Annotated in this window: 14 protein-coding genes; 5 read left to right on the top strand and 9 right to left on the bottom strand. The window is 45.1% G+C overall.

The window, feature by feature from the left end:
• Nucleotides 1–190 precede the first annotated feature (190 nt).
• From NLBNIHML_RS22470 to NLBNIHML_RS22440, 7 genes are all read right to left on the bottom strand, one after another.
• Nucleotides 191–928, bottom strand: coding sequence for a TerC family protein (locus tag NLBNIHML_RS22470; RefSeq protein WP_339259088.1), 738 nt, complete (start codon nucleotides 926–928; stop codon nucleotides 191–193).
• 29 nt (nucleotides 929–957) lie between these two features.
• Nucleotides 958–2,202 (bottom strand): TerD family protein, encoded by a 1,245-nt coding sequence (locus NLBNIHML_RS22465; RefSeq protein WP_494352808.1) that lies wholly within the window; start codon nucleotides 2,200–2,202, stop codon nucleotides 958–960.
• A 21-nt stretch (nucleotides 2,203–2,223) separates the two neighbouring features.
• Nucleotides 2,224–2,805, bottom strand: coding sequence for a TerD family protein (locus NLBNIHML_RS22460; RefSeq protein WP_264934654.1), 582 nt, complete (start codon nucleotides 2,803–2,805; stop codon nucleotides 2,224–2,226).
• Nucleotides 2,806–2,918: 113 nt separating this feature from the next.
• Nucleotides 2,919–3,494 carry a TerD family protein gene (locus NLBNIHML_RS22455; RefSeq protein WP_090917591.1) on the bottom strand — a complete coding sequence of 192 codons (576 nt, stop codon included), beginning with the start codon at nucleotides 3,492–3,494 and terminating at the stop codon, nucleotides 2,919–2,921.
• A 61-nt stretch (nucleotides 3,495–3,555) separates the two neighbouring features.
• The gene (locus NLBNIHML_RS22450; RefSeq protein WP_339259079.1) at nucleotides 3,556–4,149 is read right to left on the bottom strand and encodes a TerD family protein; all 594 of its coding nucleotides are present in this window, start codon (nucleotides 4,147–4,149) and stop codon (nucleotides 3,556–3,558) included.
• Between the two features lie 38 nt (nucleotides 4,150–4,187).
• Nucleotides 4,188–4,634, bottom strand: a complete 447-nt coding sequence (locus tag NLBNIHML_RS22445) for a tellurite resistance TerB family protein (RefSeq protein WP_494352807.1) — start codon at nucleotides 4,632–4,634, stop codon at nucleotides 4,188–4,190.
• Nucleotides 4,635–5,054: 420 nt separating this feature from the next.
• Nucleotides 5,055–6,344, bottom strand: a complete 1,290-nt coding sequence (locus NLBNIHML_RS22440; protein WP_494352806.1) for a galactokinase — start codon at nucleotides 6,342–6,344, stop codon at nucleotides 5,055–5,057.
• A 276-nt stretch (nucleotides 6,345–6,620) separates the two neighbouring features.
• Between NLBNIHML_RS22440 and NLBNIHML_RS22435 the strand changes: the two genes are divergently transcribed.
• The 5 genes from NLBNIHML_RS22435 to NLBNIHML_RS22415 all read left to right on the top strand — a co-directional run bounded on the left by NLBNIHML_RS22435 (nucleotide 6,621) and on the right by NLBNIHML_RS22415 (nucleotide 11,147).
• Complete coding sequence (locus NLBNIHML_RS22435; RefSeq protein ID WP_494352805.1) at nucleotides 6,621–7,877, top strand: MFS transporter; 1,257 nt, start codon at nucleotides 6,621–6,623, stop codon at nucleotides 7,875–7,877.
• A 59-nt stretch (nucleotides 7,878–7,936) separates the two neighbouring features.
• Nucleotides 7,937–8,863 carry a DUF2268 domain-containing putative Zn-dependent protease gene (locus NLBNIHML_RS22430; RefSeq protein WP_494352804.1) on the top strand — a complete coding sequence of 309 codons (927 nt, stop codon included), beginning with the start codon at nucleotides 7,937–7,939 and terminating at the stop codon, nucleotides 8,861–8,863.
• Entirely contained in the window at nucleotides 8,838–9,608 is a 771-nt protein-coding gene (locus NLBNIHML_RS22425) for a MerR family transcriptional regulator (RefSeq protein WP_494352803.1), read from the top strand. The genes NLBNIHML_RS22430 and NLBNIHML_RS22425 overlap by 26 nt, the downstream gene beginning before the upstream one ends.
• A gap of 330 nt (nucleotides 9,609–9,938) precedes the next feature.
• Nucleotides 9,939–10,664, top strand: coding sequence for a hypothetical protein (locus NLBNIHML_RS22420; protein ID WP_124117275.1), 726 nt, complete (start codon nucleotides 9,939–9,941; stop codon nucleotides 10,662–10,664).
• 39 nt (nucleotides 10,665–10,703) lie between these two features.
• Nucleotides 10,704–11,147, top strand: a complete 444-nt coding sequence (locus tag NLBNIHML_RS22415) for a hypothetical protein (protein WP_494352802.1) — start codon at nucleotides 10,704–10,706, stop codon at nucleotides 11,145–11,147.
• A 46-nt stretch (nucleotides 11,148–11,193) separates the two neighbouring features.
• Here the strand turns inward: NLBNIHML_RS22415 and NLBNIHML_RS22410 are convergent, their stop codons facing one another.
• Both NLBNIHML_RS22410 and NLBNIHML_RS22405 read right to left on the bottom strand, forming a co-directional pair.
• Complete coding sequence (locus tag NLBNIHML_RS22410; protein WP_494352801.1) at nucleotides 11,194–13,638, bottom strand: DEAD/DEAH box helicase family protein; 2,445 nt, start codon at nucleotides 13,636–13,638, stop codon at nucleotides 11,194–11,196.
• Nucleotides 13,622–13,948, bottom strand: a complete 327-nt coding sequence (locus NLBNIHML_RS22405; RefSeq protein WP_342571971.1) for a nucleoside triphosphate pyrophosphohydrolase — start codon at nucleotides 13,946–13,948, stop codon at nucleotides 13,622–13,624. The genes NLBNIHML_RS22410 and NLBNIHML_RS22405 overlap by 17 nt, the downstream gene beginning before the upstream one ends.
• Between the last annotated feature and the right edge of the window lie 26 nt (nucleotides 13,949–13,974).

Raw genomic sequence — 13,974 nt, 5'->3', positions numbered from 1 at the left:
ACTAAACGATACGGGTGAAGAAAAAAATAGCGCTTCTTCCTCCTCAGAGTTCAAAAAATTAAAATATTTCAGGTTATTCTCCTCCTTGCATCTTCTGACTTCAAGTCAGTCTGCATGAAAATGAATGCTGTCGGGGTATAAAAACCAATCCCTCCAAGAAGCGGAGGGATTGAGGGCAGAGTTACATTTTTTAAGAGGTCTGACCTTTGTTTTCCTTTTTTCTTCTTGCCGAACCGAGGAGAATCGCTCCAGCAAATACAGCGACCAATAACGAGAAGAAGATCACGTTGGAGATATGGAAACCAAAAGCACTCAACATCATTTTCACTGAAATAATAGCAATAAGGATAAATGCCGCTTTTTCCAGTTCAGGAAACTTGTCAATAAGTTTAAGGAAGATCTGCGCAACACCACGCATCATGAGTACTCCGATGATACCTCCGAGGAAAAGTACCCAAATCTGTTCACTAATACCAAACGCCGCAATAACACTGTCAATACTGAAAGCAATATCCATCAGTTCGACCATGAGTACGGTTTTCCAGAATGAATATTGCTTGCCTTCCTGATTCTCGTCTTCCTGAGACTTGAATAGTCCTTTGTAGGCAATGTATAACAGGTATAATGCTCCGAGCACTTTAATCAGGGTGATCTTGACAAGGAATGTCCCCAGCCCGATCGCAATAAACCTGAAAATATAAGCTCCTAAGATACCATAGAATAATGCCCGCTTCTGCTGTTCCTTGGGCAGATGCTTAACCATAACAGCCAGTACCAGCGCGTTATCCGCAGACAGAAGCCCCTCCAGCAAGATCAAGCTACCAATAATCCCCCAGCTTACAGGGTCAGATAGTGTGGCTACAATCTCTGTCCAAGAGAAGAAATGGCCGTAGTTCTCACTAATGCTTTTAAAGAAATCACTAAACATGAAAAGGCAGCCTCCGCTAACTCAAATTGTTATTTACTGCCGGCAGTCCAGCGCATTCCCCACCCGTGAGCTTCATCCAGGGCGCGGTGTCCATTGTAGAACTGGACAATTCTTTCAATACTGAACGTCTCATCATTCACGTTGCGAAACATGGCAATACCACACATTCCCAAGGAACTTCCATGTTCATTCATGCGGACGATAATATCAGGACCGTCTTTCTGGTTAATCGTTACGACTCCATCAGCCTGTGACCAGTTTTTGACACCTTCATAAATGTAAGTGAACACGAGGATGCGCTTGATATGAGCAACACGTTCACCATTAATACGAAGATTCTCTCCGGTCATCACTGACCCTGTCCGGTCATCCCCGTCCAGAGCTATGTACGGATATCGGTTAAGGGACCCGAATGATTCTCCAAGAGCCTGTATGACCCCTTTACTGCCATCCATCATTTCATAGAGGCAACCGAGATCCAGATCCACACTCTTGTTTCGCCCGAACAGCCCTCGGTTGGTCTGTTGATTCCAGTTGAGATTGATTAAAATCTCTCCGAGTCCGCCTGCATTTTTCTTCAGGTTAATCGTATCGCCTTTTTTCTTCAGCTCAATCTTGTTCAGATTCAGTTCAATCTTGGGTTGAGGCGGTTGAGCTGGCGGAGCTGGAGGCTTCGGCGCTGGGGGCTGAGGTACAGGAGGAGCAGGTTGTGAAGATGAAGCATTATCCTCGACGCTCACGCCAAAATTGCCACACAATGCATTTAGTCCCCCGGCAAAACCGGAGCCAATCGCATTAAACTTCCATTCTCCGTTATGTCGATATAACTCGCCAATGACGATCGCCGTTTCCACGGTAAATCCACTAGCCAGATCATATCTCAATGCTTCCTGTCCGTTACTGGCATTCCCAAAGCGAATATAGGTATTCTGAACCTGACCAAAGCTTTGGTTTCTGGACTCACCTTCATAGATGGTCAGACTGAACGCAATTTTCTCAATACGGGCAGGTATTTTGCTCAGATCAATATCAAATTGCTTTTTATCCGATTGCTGCGGTGTATCCTTGTACGTAATAAATGCCGTTGTCGGCTGGTTATAGAAGATAAAATCTTCATCACCGGATACTTTACCACCAGCCCCGAGAAGGAATGCAGATGTATCAAGTTCAAGCGCTGAAGGAGAATCCCAACCAATACCAATCGTAAGACGTGAAAGTCCCGGATTGGTTTTGGTCAGGTCCGTTTTTTGCCCTTTGACGACAGTTACAGCCATAACAGATTCACCTTTCTTCTCCTATTTGGCATCTAATCCGTAGTTCTCGCAGAGCGCAGCAAGTCCACCGGCGAAACCACTACCGATTGCCTGGAACTTCCAGTCCGAACCTGAGCGGTAAAATTCACAGAAAACAACAGCCGTTTCCGTCGAGAAGTCTTCTCCAAGATCATAACGCAGAACTTCACGTTCGTTGGACGCATCTACGACGCGAACAAAAGCGTTGGACACCTGTCCAAAATTTTGTGCACGTGCTTCATAATCATAGATCGTTACGGTAATACCGATCCGGGTAATATTCGCAGGAACTTTGCTGAAGTCGACGATAATCTGCTCATCATCGCCTTCTCCCTCACCTGTACGGTTATCTCCCGTGTGGGTTAGTGACCCGGCACCGCCCGTTGGATTGTTGTAAAATACAAAATCGTCCGTTCCTTTGGCTTTACCGTCTTCATGAAGCAAAAATGCTGAAGCATCCAAGTCAAAATCGACTCCGCCGCTATATTTATTGGTATCCCATCCAAGGCCCACCACAACTTTTGTCAAACCAGGGTTTGTTTTGGTCAGATCAATACGTTGTCCTTTAGCCAAACTAATTGTCATATATTCGTCCACCTTTCTTCATGAGAGATGCCTACAGTAATGAAAAGGAAAACCGTCTAATCGACGGCTTCCCTGTCTTGTATAAGGTCAAAAATGGATATATTCACTGGAGCCTATTGCAAACCATAATCCCGTGTAAGGCCAACCAGACCATCCTGATAACCGCTACCAATCGCGCTGAATTTCCACTCACCGCTATGACGGTACAACTCTCCAACCACAACACCTGTTTCAATGGAGAAATCTTCACCAAGGTCGAAACGGATCAATTCCTCCGAATTCGCTTCGTTTACGATACGTACATATGCGCGGGATACCTGTCCAAAATTCTGGCTGCGCTCCTGTGCTTCATAGATGGTAATGGTGAATGCAATTTTCTCGACATCTGCCGGAACGTTAGGCAGGTCGATTTTCACTTGCTCATCATCGCCATCCCCTTCACCCGTACGGTTGTCACCCGTATGAACAACGGAACCATTTTCATTTTGCGGATTATTAAAGAAAATAAAATTCTTTTCTCCGTTAACCTTACCGTCAGCATTCGCACAGAACACGGATACATCCAGGTCAAAATCCTTACCGCCATCATACTTATTGGTATCCCAGCCCAAACCTACAGTGATTTTGGCCAACCCTGGATTTGTTTTGGTTAAGTCGATCTTCTGACCTTTGGATAGATTGATAGCCATTCGATTCATCTCCGCTTCACGATATAATTAGATGCAAAATTGCATTATGCGTAATCATTTACTACGTATAACGACGAGCAAGCTCATCGATATGTACCGCATGAGCACCTTCACCGATTGCAGAGAACTTCCACTCTGCACCATGTCGATACATTTCGCCACAGATGAGGGCTGTCATGCCTGAATAACTATCGGATAGGTTAAACTTGACCAGCTCTTGAGAGTTTTTCCCATCCAAAATGCGGATATATGCACGCTCAATCATGCCAAAATCCTGTTTGCGATTCACACAATCATAGATGTTTACAACGATAAGAATTCTATGAACATCGGCAGGTACGGAGGAGAGGTTGATTCTGATTTGCTCATCGTCTCCTTCACCCTCGCCCGTTAGATTATCTCCTGAATGAACTACAGATCTACACAAACTTTGCTTGTTATGGAAACAGACCAGATTGGTTTCCTTCGTTAGACGACCATGCTCATCCAACAGCAATGCCGAAGCATCACAATCGATATTCGCCTGCTTCTTTCTTCCGAAGAATCCCTTGGAGGCTACTGGGTCCCAACCCAAACCGGCGATGACTTGAGTTAATCCTGCTTTACCCTTGGTTAGATCGATTTTCTGTCCCTTGACCAAATTAATACCAGCCACTGATATTCACCTCCTTTCATCTTCAGATGCCTAGAGGGCTACAGACTAAATTCACCCGGGTTCAAACCAAGAACCGTGCAAATTTCAGCTACGATTCTGCGCTCTTGATCATCAAAATTACCATCAGCAGCACCAATCGCACTACACACACCTACAATGACACGGCCAACTTCAGGCTTCGACTTAAACTTGGCAATTGCTTTCAAAGCTTCCTGTTTCCCGATCTCGGGAGAAAACTCAAAGTTATTGACATAATGATTGAAACGTTCGATAACAACCGCCATATCAAATACTTTCAATTCCTGACTCAGATTTATGTATCCCGCCATCTTATTCTTCTCTGAAGCATCAACGCTTCCATCCGCAAAAGCAACTAAGGCACAGCCTGCTACTACCGCATCCATAAAATCTTTATTCTTGAATCGTTTAACCTGGTCCTCAAGACCTTGCTTGGTTGAGTTAAGCCAGTTTCTGAATGAGCTCATATCCATCCCCCGTTACTAGATTCATTGCTTTTAAAACTACCAAAATCCAATATTCATCTTTACATCCTAATTCATAGAAAAAAATAGTTAAATTATCCCTTAACTATACTCTATATTTTGTCATTTTTCTACATATAAAAACAAAAATCACTTCAATACCCTGAAGTATGTTTTAAAGGGATATTATCTATTATTTAAATTCGGTACATTTTATTACAAATTTCGACACGAAAAAGAACACTCTCTTTACAATCCTATGTTTTGAGGGTGTTTTGAGTAAATATATACATCATTTTCATGCACTAATCTTGCATTTCGCATAACAAAAAGCGGTAATTCACCCTGACCATATCTGGGGCAAATAACCGCTTTTTGTTACATATGAGATTTCAGTTCAGCCATTCTTCGTATCTGTTTACATTAGGCAATCAATGCATTCAGGCACACCGCACCCTGTGCACGCACATTAACAACAATAATTGGCGTGTCCAACATGTCGTGCATCCAAGACATATACTCTTCCACTTTTTCGTTCGGAAGAATTGTAAGGATAACCCCTGCGAATCCACCACCATGAATCCGACAAGCGCCGTCGCCCAGGTTTTGCAGATAATTCTCGGTCAGTGCCAGCGCGATGCCAATCTCTTGCTCCTTCACAGCACCACTCTGATATACATTCTGCAGCCACTTCCATGACGAGTTACCGGACGCGGTAATCAGTTTCAGGAAATCAGCAAAACGTCCATCACGCAACGCCTGAACCTCACCATCGACACGATTATTTTCCTCCAGGAAATGAAGTGCACGCAGCACGGCACGATCTCCAGCCGCTTCACGAACCTTCTTGAGGTTGGCGTAGATTTCGTCTGCCGTAATTTCCCGAACATACTCACTGCCCAGCGCCTGAGCAACCGCTCTCATCTCATTGGGCACAGCCGCGTAATCTTCCGTTAGATCGGCGTGATTGCCGCCCGTATTTACAATGACCAATGAGTAACCGTTCTGTTGGAAATCCCATTGAACAGGCTCGATAACAGGCTGTGCAGGATTTTCAAAATCAATGGCAATCAGTCCGCCGTACGCACAAGCCATCTGATCCAGCAGACCGGAAGGTTTGTTCCAATAATGGTTCTCCGCATACTGACCGATTTTGGCCAAAGTGACAACATCCATTGCTCCATCATTATAGAAGTGATTCAAAATCGTACAGATCAACATTTCGAATGACGCCGAAGAACTCACTCCAGATGCCGAGAACACGTTACTGGAGAGGTATGCTTGGAATCCGCCTACCTTATATCCGAATTCTCCAAATCCCGCAGCCATACCGCGAATCAATGCTGTTGTGCCATCGTCTTCCGTATTTGGCGTGAGGTCCGTGAGATCGATTACATATTTCTTGTCATAGCCTTCTGAGTAAAAGGTAATAACCGACTCCGCAGTTGGTGCTGCCACTGCAATCGTATCCAGCGTAATGCTGCCCGCCAGCACTTTACCATGGTTATGATCGGTGTGATTGCCGCCAATCTCACTGCGTCCTGACGCGCTGAACAACTTGCTTCCTTCTTGTGCGCCAAAGTACTCTTCGAACGTTGCGTTCAACTTCGTGTAACGTGCAGTCTGTTCCGCTACTTGTGATTGTCCATACATTTGGGCAAGCAAGGCTTGACCCTCCGTGGATTGGATCAGATTCAATGGTTGTGTCGTCATTAATAATCCTCCTATGGATGTGCAGCTTTTATTTTTGGGCTGTTGGTGAACATGGTTGTCGCATCTGTTTCATGCCTTATTCCTCTCCCATTATCTCAGCTTCGCAGCGGAAAAGGTAGGGTAGAATTGAAAGTTTGTAAGCGTTTTGTGAAGTTATTTAATGTAAAAATAGGATTGAAAACCATTTTGCAATAACTTACATTGTTATTAAGTAAAAACACATTATTTCCCAATCTTCTTGTAGCTATGCTTTACATCTTATTGGTGGAGGGAACGATGAAAATCAAGTCGAACTATACCAAGTTATTCGGTGCATTTTCGCTTACCTTTTTGGGTGATGGACTGACGCTCGCTGCGGTTCCCTGGCTCATATCAACACTTACAAGCGATACGCTGTATGCCTCTGTCACCATGACGGCACTTCGTCTACCCTGGCTTCTCTTCAGTCTGCCCGTGGGTGTTCTCATCGACCGGTACTCACGCAAACATATGCTGATTGGGGCTGGCTTTACACGAATGATCCTTCTGCTTGCTCTGACGTTATGTATCTGGGGAGGATGGGTGAGCATTCCGATTCTGGCTCTGTTCATGTTCGGGATTGGGCTTAGCCGGGTCGTATTCGACAGTACGGTGCAGACGGTTATCCCTCAACTGGTAGATGAGAGTAAGTTGGAAAAAGCCAATGGACAGTTCACCGCCGGACAGTTAATCACAAGTGATATTCTGGGCGTTGCTCTGGGAGGATTCATCATAACCCTGCATATTGTTTTTCCTTTTGCCATAGACGCGGTAACGGCTGTTATTGCTCTGCTCTTTTTGATCAGTTTGAAGGGAAACTTCTACCCAGGAGATACCGAAACAACCAAGAAGCAAGTTCGCCCGATGATGAATTGGAAACGCGAGATGTGGTCCGGTATTCAATATGTCTATCATGATCGTTTTCTCCGCGGATTAGCCATTCTGTCTGTCACCATTACGCTGATGTATTCGATCATTCTGGCTACTCAGATCTTCTTTGTACGAGATGTGCTTCGGTTGGATGCTTTTGCATTCGGTATGCTCATCTCCATCGCAACCATCGGCAGCATTGTAGGAAGCCAGGCTGTTGCATATATGCGCAAGAAATGGAGTACAAAACAATTAATTATCTCCTCCATTCTGTGCATGGGAATCATCTACGGTGTGGTGGGTCTTACTACTAATGCGTACTTGGTAGGCAGTCTGTACTTCTGTGCTGCATTTTTCATTATTGTCTACAATGTGACCCGTTCCTCCATCCTGCAACGTTCCGTTCCTAATGAGATGCTTGGCCGGGTCGGAAGTGTGTTTCGCTTTCTATCCTTTGGCATCAGTGCTATTGGTACGCTTCTCGGCGGATTATTGGTGCGGGTTAGTGAAACGACGTTCGATCGCGTATTCTCGCTGCAACTCCCTTATCTCTTGCTAAGCTTGATCTATATCCTGTCTGCGCTAGTATTCACGATAAAGATGAAGAATCATGCAGAGAGCCAGCAGCCTAACATCAACGCTTGACTGTTACGTTAGGTCATACTTGATAATGATCTCAAGCGAATAAAAAGGAGAGATCAGGTATGAAGATTACCGCGTTACGTTCAGATCTAATCTATGAGGAGATCATCCAGGCTGCACCCGATGAGAAATTAGAGTTATACCGCGAGCGAATGATGAGTCCTTTTATGAACAAATGGAACATACAACAGATCCCGTTTCGATCTCAAGAGCCTAATGGCTTCGACGTGATCATGATGAATAACTTTATGAATATTGCTCCCGCAGATATCACACCTGAGATTAACGAATCGTTAGCTGCGATCTCGTCTGAAGCATTTTGGCAACAGTGTCATGAAGCTGTTCATACGAGTCTATCCACCTTTATAGAGCACGGGATTGAGCTATCCGTTTCCGAATATCTATATACCATTTTATTGGGCGATAAGAATAGCCCTTCACTGACCATGAACGAAGGTATCAGCGGAGACGGTGGAATCCCCGGTTATATTATTGCGAACCTGATCCCGAGTAGATATACTCTACCTCGTATGCAATCCGTGTTAGCCCATGAATGCAATCATAACGTGAGATATCAATATATTCAGTGGAACCCACAGATTACGCTTGGCGAGATGGTTGTTAGCGAGGGGTTGGCTGAGAGCTTTGCGACATCCCTTTATGGAGAAGAGTTGCTAGGCCCCTGGGTAGCCAAAACGGATATGGAGACTTTGAACAACGTAATCAAGCCGAAGATGAAAGATCAGCTGCATGTCACTGGTTTTGAACAGATTAATCCGTATCTATACGGCGATGGACTTGCCACACTGCAAAATTTCACGCCCGTAGGTATGCCCTATGCGGCTGGTTATGCCTGCGGTTATCACCTAATTCAATATTATCTGAACAAAACAGGTACACCAATCACCGAAGCAACCATCACTCCGGCAAGTGTTATCCTTGCTGAAACAAAGGACTTTTGGAATGAAGAAACCCTATTTCACCGTTAAAGATATCATTCAGATCACAGGCATCACCAAACGTGCACTACACTATTATGATAAAACAGATCTATTGAAACCGAGCAAAGTCGAGGACAATGGCTATCGGTATTACGATCAAGAGGCACTCGGGAATCTGCAAATGATTCTTCTGTTCAAAGAAATGAATTTCTCCTTGAAAGACATTGCAGCCATGATGCAACTTTCGAAAGACAAACAAAAAGATATTCTAAGAGAGCACCGCAGTACACTCGTTCAACGCAAACAAAAGCTCGAAACCATCATCGACCAGTTGGACGAGTATGTGGATGGGAGAGATATCTCTCATCTTCATCTGTTTGATGATTCTTCCATTCTGTCCATTCAAGAGCAATATGAATCCGAGGCAAAGTTCGTCTACGGAGATACCGAGAAATATCAGGAATTCGAAGCGAATGTGAACCAGCTGTCTGCGGAAGAGCAAGAACAAGCCTACCAGCAGTTCTCGATCAATATGGAGCAGGTATTTCGGGAGTTGGCAAAGCATCAGCATCTGTCCCCTGCTTCTGGTGAGGTGCAAGTGTTGGTGGGAGAATGGAAGGGTTGTCTGGAGCAGTTTATGAGTTGTGATGCTGAGATTCTGAGATGTATTGCAGAAGCCTATACGACGGATCGTCGCTATGCGGGTTATTTTGATCAGTTTGGAGATGAGGAATTTTTGAGGTTTTTGTATGAAGCGATTATGGTTTATGTGGAGGGTGGGAAAAACCTTTGAATCTGGTTTCCTAATATTAGGATGGTTCTAAAAGCAGACTACGGACAGTAAATGTCTCCCCTGCCGTATCGCCCAACGTCTATTCATCCTGGTTCACCTGATGTAGCGTTTGCTATAGCTTCATTATCCACTTATAAACCACAACTCTCCAAATTTCAAATTCACAGTTACGAAAGAAATTAAGAAGTCCTCCTTTTTTCCTGGTCCATTTGTATTAATGTATATAAATCCCACATAATAGGTACCATTTGGAAATTATATATGTTAGGGTTATTAATGTTGGCCAACACAAATAAACCAACTCAAGGTATATTAGGGAGAGATCATTAATTGAAGAAATTTTTAAGTTTAGTGATAACATTGACCTTAGTATTGTCGTGTACTACTATAAGTTCAGCTTCTGCTAATGCGAGTGTGGAAAGCAATGAGAACTCTGAAATCAGTAGTCTATTTACCAATTTTATAGATACTGCATTTGAGAATACCGAAGATTTTACAGTTAAGGATCTTGAAGGTTCAGTTGTTACAGATCGTTTTATTGAAGTTACTAAAGAACATCATGAAGCAGCAGATTATCGGACAATACAAAATATAATTATAGAAAACAACTGGTTTTTATCATATAGAGAACATTCTCCAATAGACAACTTAAAAGAATCAGGCTTAGAAGTTAATGCTCTAAGTAACATCAGGGGAGAGAATGTCTCGGAGAGATTCTATCACATTGCCAAAGATACAAGAGACAAATTCACAAAAGAGTGGGTCGTTACTCTTTCAGGTAATTTCTCTTATAATACAAGTACATTTAAAGTAACAGCAGTTAGTGGACCTAAAATCAGCCTTACCACAGCAAACTTCGGAGCTATGTTCTCCCCGGCGCTAGAAGACATCTATACCTATAATTCTTCTTCTGGATCTACGGCTACCTTCAATGCAAGATATAAAATGAGAGCTGTACTCGGATTATCTATAGGAGATCTTCCATTAGGAGTCAATCTCGATTTCGGAACTCATACGGATACTATGAACGCATATCCTTCCGTATTACAGCCTTAGATAGAAATGTCAGTTTATTAAGTAAAGAGGTGATCATACATGAAAACAAAAAGTGAAAAGCTACCAACTCTCTTTTTACTTATATACGCTGTCCTAATGCTTGTAATTTACAGTATCTATCTATTTTTAGAGAATACCCGATTAAGTCACTCTCAACAATGGCTATCTGAAGGTATCTTAACCCAAGATGATGTTAATTCCATAAGCCAAACCGGAAGATGGACAACCATCTCAGAATCTGCGTTCCTCATTCTATTCGTGATTGCATTCATTTTTGTAATGTATCAATTTCAGAAAAAACCTTTAAAACATTTTCTCATCTTCAATGCAGCATTATTCATTGGGATTGCAGTAATTAGTTATGTGGTTTCACTTGCTAGCTCCATGCCGATAGGTAATTCAGTTCAACCCGTTATTATCCCTGCGTTTTTACTTGTTGCCCTGTGTATCTATACGTTATGGAAAACAAGAAATGGAAAATAGAAACCAGACTACATACCATAAAACGGTGTGTAGTCTGGTTTTTCGTTTAACTAGGGTTCCCCCGCTCAAAATACACATGCAACCGATACAGACAAATCTCCTTCGTCCAGCGATACAGCAACGCCCGTTCCTCCGCATCCTGCACCTGCACATTCAGTGAGAACAGGCCATCCTCGAATCGTGTCATGCTGCCCTTTGCCCCGCTCCACATCGACATTGGCATATCAATAATCAGTTTCTCAATCCGTGTTGCCGTCCTCTCGTTCCATTCCCGGAGCGCCAGCTTGTCCTTGTCTGAAAAGTCTTTCCGTTTCCGGTATTCCTTCTCCGTCAGATACGTATGGAAAAATCCAGCCATCTCCCCCGGCGTGATCGGGTCCATCCAATGCGCTTCGCCTCGCTCCAGCATGTACAGTAGCACGATCATCTTGTAGCTTTTGTTCATGATCGTCTTCTCTACATCGCGCAGCCACGCCTCATGCCGGACGTACATTTCTCCCTCGGTCGGGGACAGCAACTCCGCCCAATACAGAAATCCAACATAGGAACCGAATTCGCTCCGATACCCGATACTCTTCGAACGCCCCATCAGGTGCAACTCCAGATACGTCGGAATACGCCCCAGTTCTCGCTTCACATCCAGAAAATCCTGATGCAGCTTCTCGCGGCGCGGTAGCCGTTTGCGGCTCAGCTCCTGAAGCAGGTTAACCACCCGGGTCTCCAGATGAATCCCACAGTTAGCCGGAACCTCAGGCACTGCCGAATCCATCGCTTTTCCGCTTCGTTCCTCATCTCCGCGCACATCCAGAAGGCTCAGCTTCACATCCGCATTCCGGTAGTTTCCGATCAGGTCGATAATGACACAATGCGATTTTCCCTCCGCTAGCCGCAGACCTCGCCCCACCTGTTGGGTGAACACCGTGAGCGACTCGGTTGGACGCACGAACAATAGCGTATCCACACGTGGAATATCCGTCCCTTCGTTGAACAGATCCACCGTTAGAACAACCTCCAGCTCACCCGTATCAAGCTGTCGAATGGCTTCCTCCCGCGACATCTCCGATGTACGCGAATGCAGACTAAGTAGCTTCACGCCCTGACTTCGGAAATACGCAGCTACAAAGTCTGCCTGCCGGATCGACGAGCAAAAGCCAATCGTTCTCGTCTGTTTGTGCCGGGCCCAGGCTGCATAGATTGTCTCTACGTACTCCTCTTGCAACTGAACGGCCATGAGCTGTTCTTCATCATACTTTGTCCCGATCCAGCGAATCTGCGAATAATCTGTATCGTCGAATACTCCATAATATTGAAATGGCGCCAGCCAACCTCGCCGGATCGCTTCAATAAAATGCATCTGGTACGCCACATTCCCATCACAGAGTGCATACACATCCTTGCCATCCAGTCGATCCGGGGTCGCCGTAATGCCCAGCAGGAACTTCGGCTGAAAATGCTCAATCACCGACATATACGTCTTCGCAGCCGCATGATGGAATTCGTCCACCACGATCAGATCAAATGCATCCATCGCAAAACCATCCCGGTGCTTCTGCATACTCAGCGTAAAGATCGAAGCATACACACAATCCGCCGCCCCATCCTTATACTGACCGTTATATATCCCATGACTGCGCTCCGGCATGATCCGTTGAAAAGACCTCTTCGCCTGAAACAGAATCTCTTCCCGATGCGCCACAAACAACACCCGCTGGAACCGCTCGGCGAAGAAACCCGCCAGATACGTTTTGCCAAGCCCGGTCGCCATAACGACCATCGCCTTGTCGTACTGCTCCTCCATCGTGCCATGAAGTGCTTCGAGGGCATCCAACTGAGCAAAGCGCGGTTGAATCGGCACCAGTGACAGCTCGGCGGTTTCTTCCTCTTTGTCCTCTGGCAGACCTGTGCCAAATTCCGCTTCTTCCATCTCCATGATGCGCTGGATCATCTCCGGGTTCTTCTGGTGATATTTGCGATACTCTTCCTCATACAGTTCAATTGAATCCGGGTTCACCGGCAAGGTTGTCTCGTGGTAGAAGCTCTGCATGAACTTATCCAAAGCCATCTGGAACGTATATGGCTCCGCCTCCGCATTCATCGCAAGATTCCACTCATATCCCGTCTTCAGCGCCGTGAACGAAAAGTTCGACGAGCCAACGATCAGTAGTCCTTCGCCGTTGTCATGATCAAACAAATACGCTTTCGGGTGAAAAGAAGTCCCCATACTTCGCCACAGCCGTGCTTCAATTCGTGGATCGACCTCACAGAGCGCCCGAAGTCCTTCCGGCTGCGTAATATACAGATAGTCTCCCGCGAGCATTCGTACTTCTGCCCCACGCTCTGCCGCCCGCTTTAAATGCGGCGCAAGCAGCTTCACACCAGACTGCATGATAAAGGACGTCATAATATAAATCCCGGACGCATGCTGCATCCGGGAAATGAGTTCGTCTGCCAGGTTATCTGTAATGAGTTTAACGTTAAGCTTCGTCGACATCGATCAGATACACTCTCTCCTGGAATCCACCACGTGCCTCAGCCTTGTCCGCCCTTAGCTTATCCAACTGCGCCGCATTCGCTCCATGCACCTCTGCCAGCGCCCGGATCACTTCGAGCATGTCGGCTAGTTCTTCCAACGCTTCCTGATCACTTCCTGCACTCATGTATTCTTCCGATTCTTCTTGCAGCTTTGTTCTTAGTTCTTGCTTATACTCCTCCGGGTCCAGAATGCTTGTGCGACATTCCTTACCACTGGATGTGATAATATGCGGAATCTTGTCCCGTACCAATTTGTTGTATGTAGGCATGTGGTATAACATCCTTTCTGCTGTGA

Source organism: Paenibacillus sp. JNU01 (genome assembly GCF_059130585.1).
The sequence above is the reverse complement of the archived record's forward strand: the minus strand, read 5'-3'. Positions and strand labels throughout refer to the sequence as shown.